The following is an 18,882-nucleotide window of genomic DNA, read 5'->3' on the forward strand; positions in this document are numbered from 1 at the left end:
GGCAAGACGTGAGCGAAGCTGAGCGAATCCATATTGTTAACAAAATTAAGATTTAGTGGAGGCTGCTGCAAGCTGCGGTGCGGGCTTGAGCGGAAAGTAGTTCAGTATAATAGTGTTTGACGCGCCATTAAACTGCTGTATCTCTCTGCCCGGAAGAAGTAGATGTTGACGAAAATTGTCTTCTACTCTACCCATCAAGAAGTTTAATAGGTGTGAAGAGATTGTCTGAAAATTGATTTTCAGACGATCTTTTGTAGAGACTACTATAGTAAAAATAATTTACCTTACATCCTATAAATTACCTACGTTGACGGTTAACAGCAATAAGAGGCTTATTTAAAGTAACTTGGGTCATACCATGCATATATGCATTATATTGCCATACAATAAATTGCTGTTTATATCGCTCATTAATTTCTTCCAAACGTTGTACCTGAGCTTTTAAATTCTTAACTTGCTTTTGCAGATAATCCATTGTTACATTCGGTTCTGGGTTAGCTTTTGCTTTTTCTTTAAGTATATGTTTTTGTTTGCTAAATGCCCCTTGTATATCTGAATAATTAGCTAGGGATTGTCTTTCAATACTTTTAACATTTAATAATTCTGAAACTTTGTGGCAAAGTAATTCCCAAGTTAATTTACCTTCCCAGGTCTTAATTAACATGATAATGTCTTCTAAACGTTCTTCTGTAACAAGAATTTTGGGCATATTATAACTCCATTAGTCTATACAAATCATTGTCTAATTTAGCTGTATCTGGTTCTAGAATGTCTATATCCATTCCTTTTTCCTGTAAAGCTAATTTAACTGGGGAAGGGTCATACTCATCAGGAATTCGTAATAATGATCCATTTGGAATTTCCCGATTTTCTAAAAATGCAATTTTGGTTTTTATATGTGTTAATCTCCATCCCAAATTACTTATCCACCGATCTGCACCAAAAACACCTAATTTATGGTGCTCTCTCGCTTTATTAAATTGTTCTGTAAGTTGAATTTCTCTAAGCTTTAATATTTCTAAAGATGATTCTAATCCTTTAATACAAACGAGTTCTTTACATGTTTCACAATCCCCATGGCGAGAGCATGGCGACATTGCATAATCATGTTCACAAATGCCTATTTCCGTTATAGTTGCAATTCCAATTCTATTTTTTCCTAAGTCTTCATAGGTTACTGGAAGATTTAAATGAATTTTATCTAAAAGTGAAGCATACTCGGGAATAAGTAAATTCCGAACTGCTTCACTTTTTTCTTCTTCTGTCCTGTGATCATAAGCCTTATTATCTGCAATTCTAGCCCTCCCTGCCCAGTTCGCTAAAGTTAATTCATCCATTCCACCTCTCTCAGCTTTTGTACTTAACCAATGCCTTGCATTGTGTGATAGCAATCTAACAAACTCTCCTTTCGAAGTAGTTATACAATGCTTTTCCCATAATGATGTTTTAGGGCGTGTATCAGAATAGCAGAATCTATCATTAATAAGATTTACTGTTGGTAATATAAAAGAAAATTTTTTAGGGAGAAAATTATCATGAAATTCATTTTCTCTGAATAATAATAAGGCTTCAGAAGCTTTAACGTTTTTATTTTTATCAATATATGGCCAGTAATTGAATTTTGAGGTATATTTTTCGTATAAGTATTTCCCTAAAACATTGGGAGTTATAACACCACTATTTTCTTTCATTAACTTTTCAAACCACTTAGTTTTAATCCCATGCTTTCCATTAATTTCTAAAACCTTACCTATTTCTATTTCAGTTAAAGGTTTTTGAGGTAAATAATGGGATACTTGCATACCTTGATCTGGTGATATCATTACCGTGTTCGGATTTTCTTCCGCAAACTTTGCTGCTTTTCTTGCTAAAGCTCCTATATCTGTTAAACGTTTGACTGCTTCAATAATCACATCTTGCATGCTACTAGGAACCCATTTCAAACCCTCTTTTCCATTTTTTGCAGGTATCCATCGAATACCTAATTGCTTATTTCCTAGGCTATCTTCTTCCCATTCTAAGCAATTAACAGATAAAGACATCAACTCAGAACAACGAGATGGAGCAACCATAAGTAGAGCCATAACTGCTGTATAATACTCAGTTTCTTTATCTAAATTTGGTGCATCATGAAAGAGTTTGGCTACCAACATCATTTCTTCATCTGTTGGCATTTTACTTGAACGGTATTCTTTTCCTCTTTCATCAAGCAATATCGTTAAATCTCTAGGACGTTTATATGGGTTATTCCATAAAGACAAATTTGGAGTAATACCATTTTCACGACAAAAATCAAATAACTTCTCAAGTTGATATCCTAATTTATTGACTGATTCAGTATCTTTTTTATATTTTTTCAATACAAGGGTTTCAACTTCATTAATGACTAAATTATCGAGTTGTAATATATCGCAATTGTCTTTTACATTGTATAAAGCCATTTCAACCATACGTAATGACTCAAGATGCCGTGATAATTGACGAACTGGTTGCTGAGAGTAAACATAACGAATGTATGCTTTAGCAAAATCAATAAATGGTTCAGATAACGGCTCATATTGATAGGATGTAGATTTAACCCTATCTGTGGAAAAACGAACTTGAATGTTGTGAAGATTAAAGGTATCTCTCCATTGATTATTGTCCCAACAATCACTTCCGAAAGCTGTAAGTTTGTTTCTACAGAAAGTGATAAAATTTTCTAAACTGGATTTTGGATTCTCATGTACTTGGAAAAAAATTGTATTATTCATAATTAATGAGCCTCCATATTTTTTTTCATTTCATTACACGCTTGAACAACATATTCAACAGCCAATATAATACGATCCTTAGAAGATGCATAATCTATACTTTTAGTTCTTCTTAAACGTTCTTCTTTCTCTTTATACAGTTTATTTAATATTTGTTGATGTGGACCATCAACCAAAGGTCTAAATTTAGGACATAAATAACAAGTCTCATAACCAGTTATACAAAAATCATTCGTCCCACATGCGCCTATAGTATCTACTCCGTTATTAGTTATTAAAGATGTTGGATCAAATCCTCTCTCACTTTCATTCAAATTAGAAATAATTCTGCCAACAAATGCTTGGGCTAGTTTTCCCATTTCAGCACCCATAACGCGATCAATATATTGCACTGTATCCGCTGTATTTTCAGTATAGACTTTCACATTTTGTGTATCTGAGTGATCTAATAGTTCTGCTATAATCGCTGCACCAACTCCTTTTCTCCCTAGGTTAGTTCCCCTTGTATGACGAAAACGTCTTGCATTAACATGAATGATTTCACCTGTCCGCTCTGAAACAGCTTTTTGATGAATACAGAATTTTCGTAATGTGTTTTTCTCTAATGAAGATGTTGAGTAATGAAAAATATCTTTATCTAATAATGAAAGATCAAAACACCTATTTTGTATATTCCTTTTCAAAGTATACCAATCGATAAACATTGGTAATCTCATTTTATAATCTGATATAAATGCTTCATCAACCAAACTAAGTAATTTTTTGTATTGATATTCTATGAAGTTTAAGAGAATTAAATACAAATCCTCTGTGATGGCAAGCTTTTTAAATGTTCCTCTAAATAACCCTCCTCTCTTTTTAGCCCTAGGGATATTTAGGAAATAATTCCATGTTCCTTGAGAAATTTCCTTTTTCAAGTCTTCAAATTTTAAATGGCGGATTTGAATAGGTCTTCTCGCGGTAGCTTGAAGTAAGTGAATATATGTATATGTTTCAAATGGAATAAGATCTTCTTTCCAAAGTCTAGCCAGCTCCGTCATTAAAGCCAAAATTTCATTTTCAGTAAATGCACCTGTATAAGGGCATCTCATTAATACCGCTTTACCTTTGTTGTTTCCACTCAAGGTAAAGCTTTCTAGCAGCAATGCAACTGATTCATCAACTCCATAATAACCATACTCATGCCATGAGAGCAAAAAACCTTTTAGTGCACCTAAATACCATTCATGATCTTTTCCTAATTTATTTTTCCAATCCAAGATTATTGGCACGTTAATATTTTCTAATCTAGTTGAAATTACTAATCGTTGGAACTGTTGGTACATGTGAGATACGTGATAACTTGAATATTTTTCGGCATATATTGCTAATGTCTTTCTGAACCCTTCTAATGTTTTTTTATTAATTCCTAATATGTGTTTAGAAAAATTAATCTTTATTTCTTTGCTTATATGCCAAGAATTTTCGTTTTCATCAAATACATATCCATCTCTAGATTGTCTAATAATTTTATTATGATTCATAATCATCAACCTTTTTTTGAAACTCAATTTGAAGTTCTAATAATATCTTGTTAGCTTTTTCTCTAATATAACGTTGATTATAGAAATTACCTGATTTTTCTGACGTATGCCCCATGAGATGCTGTCTTATTTTTGCCTCTTTTTCAGGGGAGATAAAATCTTTATGGGAAGAATCATGATTTAAATTTTTATTATTCTTATCTACTTTTCGTGAAAAATATAAGTTCCATTCATGACGAAAAATATGCGGATGAATAATAGAGAATCTTGGATCTACCTTTTTCATCGTTGGTACAATAACGTTGTCAAAAGAACTTGTACTAATTGGACTCCCTTGAGTTTTTCCTTTTCGATGAGTTACAAACAAATATGGATGTGTATTCGCATTGGGAACTTTAGAACGATAATTCATAATATAATCATTAAGTAGTTGAGCTATCTTTTGTGATATTGGCAAGCGCCTTTCTTTAGTTTTACTAACTGCCTGAATTTTTCTTGTGTCAAATTTATCATCATGCGTTCGCTTTATTGTAACCGATGGTTTAGCAGTCCCTATATCGATAAATGGTATTTGAAGTGATAATAGTTCTCCTCTTCTAATTCCTAATTCTTTCAGTAAGATAAACATTAAATGGTTTCTTTTTCTTATTCCGATATCTTGAAACGGATTATTAGGGTTTGAAAAGTTCGCAATAGACATAAACTCATCTAACAATCCATCGGGTAACTCACTTTCTGGTTTTATAGATAATGCTTTATGATTCTTAGGTCTTACTCCTTTAATTAGCGTAAGTAATTTTGTTAATTTTTTGATATATTCGTTAGATACACTTATTACTTTAGATAGAAATAATATGTATTCTGAAAGTGTTGTTAGCCTATTATATTGGTGACTAAGGGATACAGACGAGTAAATATCAATAAATTGAGTTCGACCTTTCATTGACACACTTTTTTTTGTACTAATTACATTTTTTTGCTTTTTTACATTTATTCTCATATGTTGAATAAGAGATTCTAATTGATTTTCTGTTAAGAGTATCTCTTTATGAATCAGATCACTAATAACAAGATTATTCTCTTTTTCCCAGTTCATTAGCCATTGTATGGTTCCTAGTTTATTTCTAATGGTATTTACTGCGGATTGATTACGTAGTTCTACTGTTACCCATAGGGTTGAATAAAAATCAGGTATACCAGTTTTCTCATTAACTAACAGGGAAAAGCGTTCTCCATTTGAAAACAGGATTGTTTCTAGTCTATACATATCTACTAAATTTACAGAGTTAATATATATAAATACTAACAAAGAAGATAACAAAAGTCAAAATATGTGTAAAAAAAGAGAAACCTTGCTATATAAGGTTTCTCTGGGTTTTAATGATTTATTTTTTACAAAATTCAAGTATACAGAATTCAGAACGGAATATCGTCGTCGATGTCCTCGACAGGGGCTGCCGGTGCGGCGGGAGCTTGGCGGCGGGGGGCGGCAGGGGGTTCTTGGTTTTGCGGGGCGGCTTGGTATTGTTGTTGTGGCGCTTGTTGTTGGTAGCTGCCTTGGCTGTAACCGCCGTCGTCGTAAGGTGCGCCGCCGCTGTTGTCGTTGCGGCCGCCGAGCATTTTCATTTCATTGGCGATAATGTCGTATGCGGTACGTTCGATGCCGTCTTTGCCTTGGTATTTACGGCTTTGGATGCGGCCTTCCAGATAAACTTGGCTGCCTTTTTTCAGGTATTGCCCAGCGATTTCGGCGAGGCGGCGGTACATAGTGATGTTGTGCCACTCGGTGCGTTCCACGCGCTGGCCGTTGCGGTCGTTCCAGGTTTCGCTGGTGGCGACGCTGAAATTGCAGACGGCTTCGCCGTTGGGCATATAGCGGACTTCGGGGTCGCGACCGAGACGGCCGATAAGGATGACTTTGTTCAATGACATTTTTTAAACTCCTGTGATGATGTTTTCGGCGGCCTCTTGGTCAAATCCTTTTTGCAACGCCTTGATGTAAATAGTTTGTTTGTCTGCGCTGAAGGTAATGCTTTCGACGCCTTCGACTTGGGACAATGCTTGGTAGAGCGAATCGTGTTTTTCCTGCCATGCGGGGCTGACGGGATAGCTGAGGTTTTTGACGGGTTTGGGCGCGGGCGCGAGCACGGCGATGACCAGCCATAGCAGCATCAACACGCTGCAAAAGGTGAAAACGCCTGCAAAGCCGTATTGTTGAAACAGCCATCCGCCGCTTGCGCCGCCTACAAACAGCCCGACGGACTGCATGGTATTGTAAACGCCCATCGCTGTGCCTTTCAAATCGGCCGGCGCAATCTTAGATACCATGGACGGCAGGCTGGCTTCCAATACGTTGAAGCCGATAAAGTAAACGACCAGATAGGCGGTAATCAGCCAAATCGAGTGCATGCCGAACAATAAGCCGATTTGCGCCGCTGCGATGCAGGCGATGCCGAGGATGAAGACTTGCTTGAGCTTGTTGCGGGTTTCGCCGATGATGATGAGGGGGATCATAATCACCAGCCCTGCAATAGTCGAGGGCAGATAGACTTTCCAATGCTGGATTTTTTCCAAACCGAGCTGCGTCATGGCAAAAGGCAGGGCGGTGAATAACGCCATTTGTGCGGCGTGCAGCGCGAAAATGCCGAAATCCAAGTTGAGAAGCTGGCGGTCTCGGAGGACTTCGCCCATGCGAGAGGGCTGCGCCTGTGTGTCTTCGTGCAGCTTGGACACTTCGGGATCAGGAGTCATCCAAGCGACAACGCCTATGCTGATGACGGTCAGGATGCCGGTCAGCATAAACAATCCGGGAACGCCGATAATGTCGGCAATCATCGGGGCGACCACAAGGCTGACGGAAAAGGTCAAGCCTATGCTCAAACCTATCATCGCCATTGCGCGGGTACGCACGCCGTCTCGGGTCAAGTCGGCAAGCAGCGCGGTCACTGCGGCGCTGACTGCGCCCGCCCCTTGAATGGCGCGCGCGGCAACCAGCATAGGCAATGAGTTGGCGGCGGCGGCAAGAAAACTACCGGCGGCAAAGACAATCAGTCCGACATAAATGGTTTTTTTGCGTCCGAATTTATCGGAGGCGATGCCCAAAGGCAGTTGCAGCAAAGCCTGCGTCAGTCCGTAGATACCCATTGCCAGACCGACCAAGGTTTTGTTGTTTTCCGCGCCGGGCAACGAGGCGGCATATAAGGACAAAACGGGGAGAACCAAGAACATCCCCAACATACGCAGTGCGTAAACGCCGGAGAGGGTGGTGCTGGCACGCCATTCGTGCGGGAACATTTGGATGCGGGTGTCTTTTGCCATAAACGGTTTTTCAGACGACCCGGTAGAATTTTGAGGTCGTCTGAAATTTTAAAATTATCAGATGTGCGGATTATACAGGATTCAAAAGGGTTTGCATTTGCACGGGCGCAGCCGTTTATACCCCGCGGTCAGCCCCATTGCCAGCGGTTGCGCCATGCGCCCAAGACGGCGTTGGGGTATTTGTTGCTGCCCAGGCTGCCGTTGAATCGCGCCAAAGCGCGGACGATGTTGCCTTTTTCGATATTGTTGTAGTGGCGCAGGATGGTGCAGCCGTAGCGCAGGTTGGTGCGGATGTCGAACAGGTTGTGCGAAGGTTTGCCGATATAGTTTTTCCAAAACGGCATGACCTGCATCAGCCCGCGCGCGCCCACGCCGCTGATGGCGTATTGGCGGAACGCGCTCTCGACTTCGATCAAGCCCAAAATCACTTGGGTATTCAACCCCGCGCGGCTGCTTTCGTATTGGATGTTGACCAGCAGGCGGCGGCGTTCGGCGGCATCGGGAACGTAGCGGGCAAGGCGGGAAGACATTGCCGCCAGCCAGCGTTCGCCTTCGTTTGGATCGGCGAACACGAGGCGCGGCGGATTGACATTGTTGATGGAGCTGCGCATCACTGAAGCGACATCGTCGGCAAGCGTTTCTTCGCGTTGCGCACCGGCGAGTGCGGCTGCCGGGCTGAGCAGCAATGCGCCGCCAGCCAGTAAAAAGCGGCGGCGGGACGGGGATTCGGGCGTGAGGATAAGGTTTTCCGTTTTCATGTGTACTGTCATTCGTTTAGTCGGTTTAAAGGTCGTCTGAAAACCCTATTTTTGTTTTCAGACGACCTTTTGACGTTTGCAAAACGGGTATTATAAGAATATCTCCGTGCAGAATCAAAGGTGGCGTACATCATTGATGAGCAGATTGACTTGAAACAGACAATGCGTGATACATCAATACGGTGCAATATTGCGGCGGTTTAAAGTTGATCTGCGATATTGTCAATCAACGGCGGGACAGAGTAACATTAGAGCTTCGTTTATCCACCGGTATTTCTTCATGACCACTACGCCCACCAACGTCCTGGCATCCGTCGATTTAGGTTCCAACAGCTTCCGCCTCCAAGTTTGCGAAAACAACAACGGACAACTGAAAGTCATCGATTCCTTCAAACAAATGGTGCGTTTTGCCGCCGGTTTGGACGAACATAAAAACCTCGACGAAGCATCACAAGAGCGCGCCTTGGACTGTTTGGCAAAATTCGGCGAACGGCTGCGCGGGTTCAAACCCGAACAAGTGCGCGTTGTGGCGACCAATACCTTCCGCGTAGCAAAAAATATCGCCCAATTCCTACCCAAAGCCGAAGCCGCACTGGGCTTCCCCATCGAAATCATCGCAGGCCGTGAAGAAGCCCGCCTCATTTACACCGGCGTCGTCCACACCCTACCGCCCAACGGCGACAAGATGCTCGTCATCGACATCGGCGGCGGCTCGACCGAATTCGTCATCGGCTCCGACCTCCAGCCGCTCGCTACCGAAAGCCTGCCCTTAGGCTGCGTCACTTACAGCCTGCGTTTCTTCCAAAACAAAATCACCGCCAAAGACTTCCAAGCCGCCATCTCTGCCGCACGTAACGAAATCCAGCGCATCAGCAAACTCATGAAGCGTACAGGTTGGGATTTCGCCATCGGCACATCCGGCTCCGCCAAATCCATCCGCGACCTCATCGCCGCCGAGCTGCCCCAAGAAGCCGACATCACCTACAAAGGCATGCGCTACCTCGCCGACCGCATCATTGAAGCCGGTTCCGTCAAAAAAGCCAAATTCGAAAGCCTCAAGCCCGAACGCGTGGAAGTGTTCGCCGGCGGACTGGCCGTCATGATGGCAGCGTTTGAAGAACTCGAACTCACCAAAATGACCGTTACCGAAGCCGCCCTGCGCGACGGCGTATTCTACGATCTGATTGGGCGAGGTTTGAACGAAGACATGCGCGATCAGACGACCGCTGAGTTCCAAAACCGCTACCACGTCAGCCTCAACCAAGCCAAACGCGTCGCCGAAACCGCGCAAGCCTTTATGGACAGCCTGTGCCACGCCAAAAACGTAACCGTCCAAGACCTTGCCCAATGGCAACAATACCTCGGCTGGGCAGGCAGACTGCACGAAATCGGACTCGACATCGCCCACACCGGCTACCACAAACACTCCGCCTACATCCTCGAAAACGCCGATATGCCCGGCTTCTCCCGCAAAGAACAAACCATACTCGCGCAACTGGTCATCGGACACCGCGGCGACATGAAAAAAATGGCGGACATCGTCGGTAGCAGCGAAATGCTTTGGTACGCCGTCCTTTCCCTGCGCCTCGCCGCACTTTTCTGCCGCGCCCGCCTGCCTTTGGATCTGCCGCCGCAAACCCAACTGCGCGCCGACGAAACCGGCAAAGGCTTCATCCTGCGCATCAGCCAAAACTGGCTCGAACAACACCCCCTAATCGCCGCCGCGCTCGACTACGAAAGCGCGCAATGGCAAAAGATCGATATGCCTTTCAACGTGCAGCCTCAATAGGGCTGAAAATAGTAAAAAGGTCGTCTGAAAATTAGATTCAGACGACCTTTTTGTTATTTGCAGGGATGTCGTGATTTGAGATAAGGATTTTGAATCCAATATTTTTTAGTATTTGAAACAGGTCGATAAGGGCTGACCCATCAGATATTTTATCAATGGGTATGGTTTGGGATGAAGCATGGGCTTTCCTCAATAAATCACTCAAACATAATGTTCTAACACATCGATAGTGTTTCCTATTTAAGATTAAGCAAGTAAAAAACGTTTATCGTTTGCTGCTATAGTAAATTAAAAACAAAATAGTACAATACTCAACTTTGAAGGTTTAACCATGGCATACTCTGCGGACTTAAGAAACAAAGCTTTAAACTATTACGAACAATGCAAAAACATCAGCCAAACCGCAGCAACGTTTAACTTGTCAAGAAACACGCTTTACCTGTGGATTCGCCTTAAAAAACAAACAGGCAGCCTAAAACATCAAGTTACCGGTCTAAATGCCGTCAAATTGGATAGGCAAAAACTGGCTCAATATGTTGAGCAACACCAGGATGCCTATCTGCATGAAATCGCCAAACATTTTGATTGTACGCCAGCCGCCGTTTGCTATGCACTCAAACAGATGGGGATGACGCGCAAAAAAAGACCACCACTTACAAAGAACAAGACCCGGCCAAAGTAACGCATTATTTGACACAACTGGCCGAATTTTCCGACTACCAACGTGTTTATTTGGATGAAACAGGATTTGACCGCTACCTGTTCCGTCCCTATGCCCGTAGCCTGAGAGGGCAAATAGTGAAAGCGCAGATAAGTGGAAAAAGATACCGACGCTTATCTCTGGTGTCCGCACAAGTCGGCAACCGGCTGATTGCTCCGATGGTTTATCAAAATACGATGACCGGAGTCTTTTTTGAAGCGTGGTTTCAGCAATGCCTACTGCCCGCATTGACTCAAAAATCGGTGATTATTTTAGATAATGCACGATTTCACCGTATGGGTGTCTTACGGGAAATGGCGGAAAAATTGGGACATAAGGTATTGCCTCTTGCACCTTATTCACCTGAGCTCAACCCGATTGAGAAGGTGTGGGCGAATATTAAGCGGTATCTGCGAACCGTATTGTCTGATTACGCCCGATTTGACGATGCGTTACTGTCCTATTTTGATTTTAATTGACTATAAAATGTGTCTTATATTTAAGGTGTCGGTATGTCCGCCTCCTCATTTCCATTCATTTGATTGAAATTTCTCCCATGCTCCGTTTCGCTCTATTCGCCGATATACATGGCAAATTCTTACTTCCTTTTAAGCTGGTACATCACTACCAGCAAATTACAGGCAAAAGCATAGATTTGATTCTCCAATGTGGTGATATGGGTGCTTTCCCCAGTAAAGATTGTATGGATAAAGCCACCTTGCGTCATGCTGCAAAAGATCGCAATGAATTGGGATTTATGGACGATTTTGTGCAACCGAATCCTCAAATCGCCCGATTTCTCGATAAACTTAATATCGATATGCTTTGCGTACGTGGCAATCATGAAGATCATGGTTTTTTAGACGAATTAGAACGGCAAAGCGAGCAGGCTGCTTTTACCATTGATGCTTATGAGCGCGTTTGGGTACTCAAAACGGGGGATTCGTTTGTGTTTCAAAAAGGAGGAGAATCGCTGGAAATAATCGGCATCGGCCGTATTGGCGATAGAAAACAACGACCTCATGGCGAATTTATCCAAGAATATGAACGTCAGAATCTGCGCCGTTTGGTTAAAGATTGCCTGAAAAGCAAACATGACCCCGATGTGCTGATTACGCATGATAAGTTTGGTGACAGCCAGCGCGGTTATGGCTCTGTTGAAATTGCAGAAGTGATGGATAAGCTTGCTTTTGCCTACCATTTTTACGGACATACTGGAGAAGCATATCAGCAAAATTTGGCAGACAACGGCATTACACAGTCGGTAAAAATTAAAGAATTGGAATTTGACGGAGAGGGTAAGTTGTCGGAGGGGTGTATGTTGATTTTGGAAGTAGAGCAGCAGAAGGGTGACAAGCATTTTACGCTTTCACCTGTACCATTAAACGAGATTATCCATTTTATGCGGGATACTTGGCGATATTACTGATGTAAAAGGGGCGGATAAGGAAATCCGTCCTTTTATTTTGGTTGATTGTTTTAGATAGTTCGAACCCTTAATGATATTTGATTTGGAACCGCTGTAAGAAATGGTAACGGCAAAGGTAGTAGAGGCATTATCGGCTAATGGGCTGCTTAATAGTGCTCGGAATGAATGGCAAACAACTTACTAAATCAATATTTGTTTTCAGGCTGTCTTTTTAATACAATCTGTCCATGCTTTTCAAAGCGATTAGCAGCGGCTCTGCGTGTTTAGCGGCAGGCAGAACTGTGCGGGCGGCGTGCCGATTCCGCATCCTGCGCTACGAAAGTGGCGGAAAGCAGAAAACCAAAAGCAAAAGCGTGTTTCGTCTAGTGGATAAGACGGCGGGCAACGGGTCCGCAAACGTGGGTTCGAATCCCATAGCACAAAGCTGATGGAAGTGTTTAGCTCACTCGGTAGAGCATCAGAATTTCATTCTGACGGTAGCGGGTTCGATTCCCGCAACACAAGCATTTGAATTAGCTCATTGGGTAGAGCAAAGGACTCATAATCCTTGTGTAACAGGTTCGATTCCTGTATTCAAAACCAAGCCTGTCGGGGCTTTATCCGACACTATCCTGTCACGATAGAAAATGGTTTGTAAAACCGACATTTATTGGTCTCAAAAACCAAAAACGCAGTACCGCAACCTGCTGCTGCCGCTTTCTGCGCGGCGCGGTGTCGGACGGCGTTTCAGGCAGCCTGCACCATTGGGGTCGTCTGAAACCTATCCGCCGCCACACCGCAAGGACAACGGGCAAGGCTTGCGGCCCGGCTGACGCAAAGGCGGGCATGTTACCGGCGCACGGCAAAACGGTTTAGGCAAGATGTGAAACTTAAGCCCTGCGCTGCTTTCATGCTCCCCGATACACACACGGGCGCGCCGCCTCTGGCTGTTGCACAAGCGGCAGCGGCAGGTTGCCCCTATTTCTTCGGGTTGCCGTTTTCAGGCGGCCTGAAACGGGATTTGGGGCAACGGAAATGCCCAAGTCCAATCCATTTTAAAAAGGAAACGTCATGTTCAAAAATTTCGTCGTCAAACCCACCGAACACCTTATCGTTCTGCTGGATGGCAGCCTGCACACCGTTCTCAATGCGGGGAAACACACTATTTGGCATTGGGGCAAGGAAATTGAAACACACAAACAGGACGCGACCGTGCTGCATGTGCAGTGGAACGGCATCGGCAGTTTGTTGAAAATCGCTTCGGAACGCAAAAAGGCAGAAAAATTCCTGCAAATTGTCCATAACCCTGCCGGACACAATACACTGGTATGGCACGATGAAATGCCCGTATTCACCATAACCGACAATACGGACTATTGGGCGTTTTTCCGTCCTGAAAAAGGCGAATTGAACACGCTCACGCTGGCGCACAACGAATACTGGCTGCCTGAAAACGTGCAGGAAACGCTGCTGTTGCGCAACCAAGTGCCGTCAAACTGCGAGAAATTTGTTGTGGAGCAACACGAACGCCTGCTTATCCGCATCAACGGGCGTTTGCAGCGCGTGCTGGGCGAAGGGCGGTATCTGCTGCAAAGCAAGGCGAGAGCGAAAAATAACGAAATTGAAATCGAACGGCAACACACCGCCAACGCAATGTATCATCAATGGGAAGACGCGCAGAAATGGGCGAAAGAGCAGCCTGAAAATCCGCAATGGCTGGTGCTGGAAAGCCCTGTGGGGCAAAACACGTTGGCGTGGCATCAGGATTTTGGCGCAAAGGTCGTGGCAAGCGGCGAACACGCAGCGTTTTGGTTGCCGGAAAATGGCGAAATCGAAACGCACACGCAGCCGAAAACCGAATACTGGCTGCCCGAAAATGTGCAGGCTGCTTTGCTGGCACACATCACGTTGGACAAACCCCTGCAAAAATATACCGTTAAAGCCAACGAATGCCTGCTGATTACCGAGCGCAACCGCCTGATGCGCGTGCTGGGCGAAGGCGATTATGTGCTGCTGTTGGGCGAGGAACATAAAGCCCTGTTTGCCGATACAGGCATACCCGTGTATGAAAATACGGCGCAACTGGCGCAATGGGCGGCGCAAAATCCCGAACTCGCAGCGGCGCATTGGCAGCGCGTGGAAGCCGGCGAAAACGAATTGCTGCTGTGGTCGCAAAACGGCAAGCTGCAAAACCTGATCCGCCCCAAAGAAACAGCGTGGTTCTGGCGCGAAGCGGCTCAGCCGTATGAAATCCAACGTATTGATTTATCCCAAGGTTTAGCAATCGATGCGGATACAGTGAAGCAGTTGCAGAACATCAATTTCGGCGGCCATCCTGTGTTTAAAAATGCAGTGCACACGGTAAACGTACCCGAACACCATCAGGGATTGGTCTATATCGACAACGTGCAGCAACCGCCTCTGACGCAGGGGCGTTACCACTATTGGCTGGTAAACCAGACGGTCGGCAGCCAAGTGGCGGATTTGCGTTTGCAGACTTGCGAAGTATCGGGACAGGAGCTGCTGACTGAAGATAAGGTTACCGTACGCGCCAATGTGGTGTGCAACTACCGGATTACGGACGCGCCCAAATGGTTTGCCCAGCATCAATCGCCCGAAGAATATCTCTACCGCGAATTGCAGTTCGCCATCCGCGCGCTCATCGGCAGTAAAAGTATGGACACACTGTTGGCGGACAAACAGGGCTTGGATACGGAGCTGACCGCGCTCATCCGCGCCAAAGTGCCGCTGGGCGCGGAAATCGACAGTGCAGGTGTGAAAGACATTATCCTACCGGGCGAAATCCGCAGCATCTTAACGCGCGTAGTGGAAGCCGAAAAATCCGCCCAAGCCAACAACATCCGCCGCCGCGAGGAAACCGCCGCCACACGCTCGCTGCTGAACACCGCGCGCGTGATGGAGGAAAACCCGACTGCCCTGCGGCTGAAAGAATTGGAAACATTGGAAAAAGTTACCGAGAAAATCGACAAGATTTCCGTGTACGGCGGATTGGACGGCGTGTTGAAGGGCTTGATTAATATTCAGCAGCCGAAATAGGATTTTTGGCCGCCTGAACACGCCGCACGGCAGAAAAGCAGCCTGTACTTGGAAATTTGGAAGTGCAGGCTGCTTTTTTGGATAAAGTGTATGAGGTCTTTGCAATAATATAAGTTACTAAATTTTTATGCTCAATATCATTTCCAAAATGAAAAACCTTTCTGATTTTTCCTACTTTTTACTCAATATCAGAAAGGTTTTAGTTAATTGAAAATTTTTTGGCGTACTCTTAGGTGCCAAATTTCGTTAATAGACCATTTTTGCAAAGGTCTCTGTAAGTGGCTTTCTCAAATATGAGCTTTTCTGACATTGCAGTAATAGATTGCGAAGTAGGATTTATTGAACATTCAATACAAAATATGTTTCTTTAAATAGCCTGATTCAATCAGTGGGAAAACATCAGACAGCGGGGAAATCAATTTAACATCTGCGTGATGAATCATTACGTGTTCATTTTGGTTTAATTCATTCTTATATCTTCTGTACAAATTTTTATCATTATCGAAAAACCAAACTAAAGCATATATCTTCCCATGAATATTTTTTGATTCATGATATAACTTTCTAAATTTATCTCTATTTCCTTCTTTATTCAATCTTTCAAAGCTATTGCTTTGCGTGGATTTCGACCCTTCTTCTCCAATTAATTTACTTTCCAATGCTTTGGCATGGGCTAATCTTGAAACATCACTATCATTTTTACCTGAACGAAAATTCATATTTCCTCCGGCTATTGCCGTAGTTAAGAAAAATAAACCTAACAGAGCTATGAGCATTTTCTGCCATTTCGTTTTGTCGGTTTTAAAAATGAGGATTCCCATAATAATGCTCCTTTCTGAGAGGTCGTCTGAAAAATCATTTTCAGACGACCTGAACTTTATTGCGGCAAGACAAGATTGTCTAACGTCAGATCCGCATCGCGCAAGCTTTGTATGTATTGCTCAAACACGGTTTGATAATCGTCCGACTGTATCACAGCGGAAAACATCGGTTGCTGAGGATGCTCGCCCTCGGGCAGTTCGATTAGCACGGCTTTGCCTTCCAAGTCGGCACATGTCGTCTGAAAACGGGGAAGGACAGAGGAAGGTTGTGGCGTGGCAGTAAGGTGGAGTTCGTAATACATGGTTTCGGACGACCTTAATGTTCTAGGTTGTTTCGTTTATTTGTTTCGGTAGGCCGGATTGCAGGAAATCGGACATTTCGCGATAAAACGTCATAACGGTTTTCATGTTTTGCCGTTCCGGTTCGCTTGTTTGAGGTCGAATGTTTATTTCATCTATCAATTCGCGCAACGGGCGGCGTTTGGTGGGATTGGCTTCGTCCAATATAAAATACAGAATTCCCCCGTCTTGTATCAACCTGCGGCGGGCATCCATTATATGACTGTTAAAAAATAGATTTTGAATCAGATTGGTGCGTTGTTCATCATTTTGTGGAGGTTTAGCGGTCTCAGGAAGCAACACGGTTTTGTTGCATATGCAGGACTGAGACTGATTGAGCGCAAAAACGGGCAGGTAAAACATCATTAACATTGCCTTCAGAATGTCGCAGAAATGCTCTTCAGCCTCGTCATCGCCCTGCTGCAGACAAGCGGGAAGTTGGCAGGTTTGAAGGGTAAAGTCACATTCGCTGCGGCCTGTAGGCAAACCCAGTCCCAGATCCAAATAAAAATGACCGTCCAGTTCGATAAAATGCCATGGTGCGCGGTTGGCGCGTACGCGCGGCAGATGCAGATAGGGATTGCGGCAAATCCTTAGGTACAGGCGGATCAGATGGGCAATATTACCGCAATAAGCAGGGTTGAGTTGACGTACGCGGTTAATGCGGACGATCTTTTCTTTTGGACGGAGGAAGCAGGGCGGTTGTTTGGTTTTCATTAGAATGGTTGGGTGGTTTTTGTCGTAGCCAGGTGTGTTTAAATTAGTTTGGCGTAGGGGGGGCGGTACGCACGCGGTTTATTCTGTTAAGATGACCTCAATACTTTCTTTGAGGGTATATGAAATATTTGCTTTTTAACAACACCTTATTACTGGTCAACATGGAGGTTGCCTGAAACACAACTTTCAGACAACCTTTATTGTAATGTGTTCAGCCGTCGTAACACCTACGACGCATTAGACAACCTGATCTACCGCAGCTACCCGACGGCGAAAACCAATATGGCCTAGAAAACCAGCTCGTCCGCACCGAAATCAAAAAGCCCGCCGGGCCATACCAAGATTTAGACATACACCTAAGAGGTTACTAGCAAGACTATTTCAAAAAGTAGTCAGCAGCAAAAGAAGAAAGAATTAGAGGTGTCAGTGGAGTATATGTTAGAGACAGCAAAAGCTTGGTTTATGTTGAAGGAATATTCGAAATTATTAGATTACCTTAGGAGATTATCATGGATGTGACATTATTTAATTTTCAGACATTTTGGGAGGCAAACGCTGATGAAGACTATCGTGAAGATATTATCAGAATGTCTATTGCACTTATGACATTTCTTAAAAAGAATAGTTTACTTATTGATATTGAACCCTTTAATGAGGATGGCTCTATCAAAGAAGATTTGATCATTCGAAAATCCAATGTAACTGATGAAGGATTCCAATTATTTGTTAAACCAGTAAATAATTGGTGGAATGCTTTGGATAGGGGAACTCCTCCTGAGAAAGTTACTATTTTGGAGAATGGCTTGAAAAAAATTCGGGCTGCGAAAAAGTAATTTTATAGTTCAGACGATCTCAATACTTTCTTTGAGGTCGTCTGAACTATTTGTTCTTTAACAATATTACTAGCAGTTAACATAGAGGTCGTCTGAAAACCGAATCCAAAGTCGTCTGAAAATCTACTTCGAACCCCATCAAGCATTTATAATCCTGCTTTTCAGACGACCTTTTGAACATCCGTTCTCTCAATAAAATTGACCTTATGAAACCCAAATTCATCACTCTGGACGGCATAGACGGCGCGGGCAAATCGACCAATCTTGCCGTTATCCGCCGATGGTTCGAATCCCACGACCTTCCCGTATTGTTCACCCGCGAGCCGGGCGGTACGCCTGTCGGCGAGGCTTTGCGCGAAATTTTGTTGAACCCTGAAACCAAGGCGGGATTGCGCGCGGAGACGTTGATGATGTTTGCCGCGCGGCAGCAGCATCTGGAAGACGTTATCCTGCCTGCGCTGGCAGACGGCATTCATGTCGTTTCCGACCGTTTTACCGATGCGACTTTCGCGTATCAGGGTGGCGGGCGCGGCGTACCCCTGCAAGATATTGAAATGTTGGAAAATTGGGTGCAGGGCGGGTTTGGTCCTGATTTGACGTTGCTGCTGGACGTGCCGCTGGAAGTGTCGATGGCGCGTATCGGGCAGACGCGCGAGAAAGACCGTTTCGAGCAGGAGCAGGCGGATTTTTTCACCCGCGTGCGTGCTGTTTATCTCGAACGCGCCGCCGCGCATCCCGAACGCTACGCGCTTATCGACGGCAACCGGAGTTTGGAAGAGGTGAGGGCGGATATCGAACATGCGTTGGCGCGCAGTTTCGGTATGGATGTTTAAAACCGAATGAAGGTCGTCTGAAAGGATACGTTT

At 44.1% G+C, this 18,882-nt stretch carries 17 protein-coding genes and 2 tRNA genes; 9 read left to right on the forward strand and 10 right to left on the reverse strand.

Annotation, left to right across the window (positions count from 1 at the left end; genetic code table 11):
- Positions 1-298 precede the first annotated feature (298 nt).
- The 7 genes from H3L95_RS02875 to H3L95_RS02905 form a co-directional block, all read right to left on the reverse strand.
- Positions 299-709 (reverse strand): hypothetical protein, encoded by a 411-nt coding sequence (locus H3L95_RS02875; protein WP_003756631.1) that lies wholly within the window; start codon positions 707-709, stop codon positions 299-301.
- Position 710: 1 nt separating this feature from the next.
- Positions 711-2,753, reverse strand: a complete 2,043-nt coding sequence (locus tag H3L95_RS02880) for an integrase (RefSeq protein ID WP_070495264.1) — start codon at positions 2,751-2,753, stop codon at positions 711-713.
- Positions 2,754-2,755: 2 nt separating this feature from the next.
- Complete coding sequence (locus H3L95_RS02885; RefSeq protein ID WP_182096201.1) at positions 2,756-4,276, reverse strand: site-specific integrase; 1,521 nt, start codon at positions 4,274-4,276, stop codon at positions 2,756-2,758.
- Positions 4,266-5,543 carry a site-specific integrase gene (locus H3L95_RS02890; RefSeq protein WP_003756643.1) on the reverse strand — a complete coding sequence of 426 codons (1,278 nt, stop codon included), beginning with the start codon at positions 5,541-5,543 and terminating at the stop codon, positions 4,266-4,268. Before H3L95_RS02890 ends, H3L95_RS02885 begins: the two co-directional genes overlap by 11 nt.
- A gap of 149 nt (positions 5,544-5,692) precedes the next feature.
- On the reverse strand, positions 5,693-6,208 hold the full coding sequence (locus H3L95_RS02895) for a single-stranded DNA-binding protein (protein WP_040668050.1): 516 nt from the start codon (positions 6,206-6,208) through the stop codon (positions 5,693-5,695).
- 3 nt (positions 6,209-6,211) lie between these two features.
- On the reverse strand, positions 6,212-7,594 hold the full coding sequence (locus H3L95_RS02900) for an MFS transporter (protein ID WP_003756647.1): 1,383 nt from the start codon (positions 7,592-7,594) through the stop codon (positions 6,212-6,214).
- Between the two features lie 128 nt (positions 7,595-7,722).
- Entirely contained in the window at positions 7,723-8,352 is a 630-nt protein-coding gene (locus H3L95_RS02905) for a lytic transglycosylase domain-containing protein (protein ID WP_003756649.1), read from the reverse strand.
- Positions 8,353-8,632: 280 nt separating this feature from the next.
- Here H3L95_RS02905 and ppx point away from each other — a divergent pair, with 280 nt between their 5' ends.
- The 7 genes from ppx to H3L95_RS02940 all read left to right on the forward strand — a co-directional run bounded on the left by ppx (position 8,633) and on the right by H3L95_RS02940 (position 15,306).
- Positions 8,633-10,141, forward strand: coding sequence for an exopolyphosphatase (gene ppx, locus H3L95_RS02910; protein ID WP_003756652.1), 1,509 nt, complete (start codon positions 8,633-8,635; stop codon positions 10,139-10,141).
- Between the two features lie 331 nt (positions 10,142-10,472).
- Positions 10,473-11,320 (forward strand): IS630 family transposase gene (locus tag H3L95_RS02915; RefSeq protein ID WP_128887897.1). Its coding sequence is split into 2 segments (ribosomal slippage): positions 10,473-10,788 and positions 10,788-11,320, totalling 849 coding nucleotides; the frame shifts between segments, so codons are not numbered across the junction.
- A 77-nt stretch (positions 11,321-11,397) separates the two neighbouring features.
- The gene (locus H3L95_RS02920; RefSeq protein WP_003756659.1) at positions 11,398-12,270 is read left to right on the forward strand and encodes a metallophosphoesterase family protein; all 873 of its coding nucleotides are present in this window, start codon (positions 11,398-11,400) and stop codon (positions 12,268-12,270) included.
- 431 nt (positions 12,271-12,701) lie between these two features.
- Positions 12,702-12,771 (forward strand) — tRNA-Glu (locus H3L95_RS02925).
- A gap of 5 nt (positions 12,772-12,776) precedes the next feature.
- Positions 12,777-12,852, forward strand: a tRNA-Met gene (locus H3L95_RS02930).
- A gap of 44 nt (positions 12,853-12,896) precedes the next feature.
- Positions 12,897-13,082 carry a hypothetical protein gene (locus H3L95_RS02935; protein WP_040668056.1) on the forward strand — a complete coding sequence of 62 codons (186 nt, stop codon included), beginning with the start codon at positions 12,897-12,899 and terminating at the stop codon, positions 13,080-13,082.
- Between the two features lie 238 nt (positions 13,083-13,320).
- On the forward strand, positions 13,321-15,306 hold the full coding sequence (locus H3L95_RS02940) for a slipin family protein (protein ID WP_003756666.1): 1,986 nt from the start codon (positions 13,321-13,323) through the stop codon (positions 15,304-15,306).
- 347 nt (positions 15,307-15,653) lie between these two features.
- Here the strand turns inward: H3L95_RS02940 and H3L95_RS02945 are convergent, their stop codons facing one another.
- Genes H3L95_RS02945 through H3L95_RS02955 form a run of 3 tightly spaced genes read right to left on the reverse strand, consistent with a single transcriptional unit; the run spans position 15,654 to position 17,183 of the window.
- Positions 15,654-16,127 (reverse strand): hypothetical protein, encoded by a 474-nt coding sequence (locus H3L95_RS02945; RefSeq protein ID WP_003756669.1) that lies wholly within the window; start codon positions 16,125-16,127, stop codon positions 15,654-15,656.
- 56 nt (positions 16,128-16,183) lie between these two features.
- Positions 16,184-16,429: a hypothetical protein gene (locus H3L95_RS02950; protein WP_040668059.1), complete on the reverse strand. Its 246-nt coding sequence runs from the start codon at positions 16,427-16,429 to the stop codon at positions 16,184-16,186.
- Between the two features lie 22 nt (positions 16,430-16,451).
- On the reverse strand, positions 16,452-17,183 hold the full coding sequence (locus H3L95_RS02955; protein ID WP_040668061.1) for a hypothetical protein: 732 nt from the start codon (positions 17,181-17,183) through the stop codon (positions 16,452-16,454).
- Positions 17,184-17,692: 509 nt separating this feature from the next.
- Between H3L95_RS02955 and H3L95_RS02960 the strand changes: the two genes are divergently transcribed.
- Both H3L95_RS02960 and tmk read left to right on the forward strand, forming a co-directional pair.
- Positions 17,693-18,016 carry a hypothetical protein gene (locus H3L95_RS02960; RefSeq protein ID WP_003756678.1) on the forward strand — a complete coding sequence of 108 codons (324 nt, stop codon included), beginning with the start codon at positions 17,693-17,695 and terminating at the stop codon, positions 18,014-18,016.
- Between the two features lie 206 nt (positions 18,017-18,222).
- On the forward strand, positions 18,223-18,849 hold the full coding sequence (tmk, locus tag H3L95_RS02965) for a dTMP kinase (protein ID WP_003756680.1): 627 nt from the start codon (positions 18,223-18,225) through the stop codon (positions 18,847-18,849).
- Positions 18,850-18,882: the final 33 nt, after the last annotated feature.

The organism is Neisseria sicca (genome assembly GCF_014054945.1).
Lineage (GTDB): Bacteria > Pseudomonadota > Gammaproteobacteria > Burkholderiales > Neisseriaceae > Neisseria > Neisseria sicca.

Excerpts from the sequence above, each read along its gene's own strand:
- H3L95_RS02875 (WP_003756631.1), bottom strand. The coding sequence starts at position 709 with ATGCCCAAAATTCTTGTTACAGAAGAACGTTTAGAAGACATTATCATG.
- H3L95_RS02880 (WP_070495264.1), bottom strand. The coding sequence starts at position 2,753 with ATGAATAATACAATTTTTTTCCAAGTACATGAGAATCCAAAATCCAGT.
- H3L95_RS02885 (WP_182096201.1), bottom strand. The coding sequence starts at position 4,276 with ATGAATCATAATAAAATTATTAGACAATCTAGAGATGGATATGTATTT.
- H3L95_RS02890 (WP_003756643.1), bottom strand. The coding sequence starts at position 5,543 with ATGTATAGACTAGAAACAATCCTGTTTTCAAATGGAGAACGCTTTTCC.
- H3L95_RS02895 (WP_040668050.1), bottom strand. The coding sequence starts at position 6,208 with ATGTCATTGAACAAAGTCATCCTTATCGGCCGTCTCGGTCGCGACCCC.
- H3L95_RS02900 (WP_003756647.1), bottom strand. The coding sequence starts at position 7,594 with ATGGCAAAAGACACCCGCATCCAAATGTTCCCGCACGAATGGCGTGCC.
- H3L95_RS02905 (WP_003756649.1), bottom strand. The coding sequence starts at position 8,352 with ATGAAAACGGAAAACCTTATCCTCACGCCCGAATCCCCGTCCCGCCGC.
- ppx (WP_003756652.1), top strand. The coding sequence starts at position 8,633 with ATGACCACTACGCCCACCAACGTCCTGGCATCCGTCGATTTAGGTTCC.
- H3L95_RS02920 (WP_003756659.1), top strand. The coding sequence starts at position 11,398 with ATGCTCCGTTTCGCTCTATTCGCCGATATACATGGCAAATTCTTACTT.
- H3L95_RS02935 (WP_040668056.1), top strand. The coding sequence starts at position 12,897 with ATGGTTTGTAAAACCGACATTTATTGGTCTCAAAAACCAAAAACGCAG.
- H3L95_RS02940 (WP_003756666.1), top strand. The coding sequence starts at position 13,321 with ATGTTCAAAAATTTCGTCGTCAAACCCACCGAACACCTTATCGTTCTG.
- H3L95_RS02945 (WP_003756669.1), bottom strand. The coding sequence starts at position 16,127 with ATGGGAATCCTCATTTTTAAAACCGACAAAACGAAATGGCAGAAAATG.
- H3L95_RS02950 (WP_040668059.1), bottom strand. The coding sequence starts at position 16,429 with ATGTATTACGAACTCCACCTTACTGCCACGCCACAACCTTCCTCTGTC.
- H3L95_RS02955 (WP_040668061.1), bottom strand. The coding sequence starts at position 17,183 with ATGAAAACCAAACAACCGCCCTGCTTCCTCCGTCCAAAAGAAAAGATC.
- H3L95_RS02960 (WP_003756678.1), top strand. The coding sequence starts at position 17,693 with ATGGATGTGACATTATTTAATTTTCAGACATTTTGGGAGGCAAACGCT.
- tmk (WP_003756680.1), top strand. The coding sequence starts at position 18,223 with ATGAAACCCAAATTCATCACTCTGGACGGCATAGACGGCGCGGGCAAA.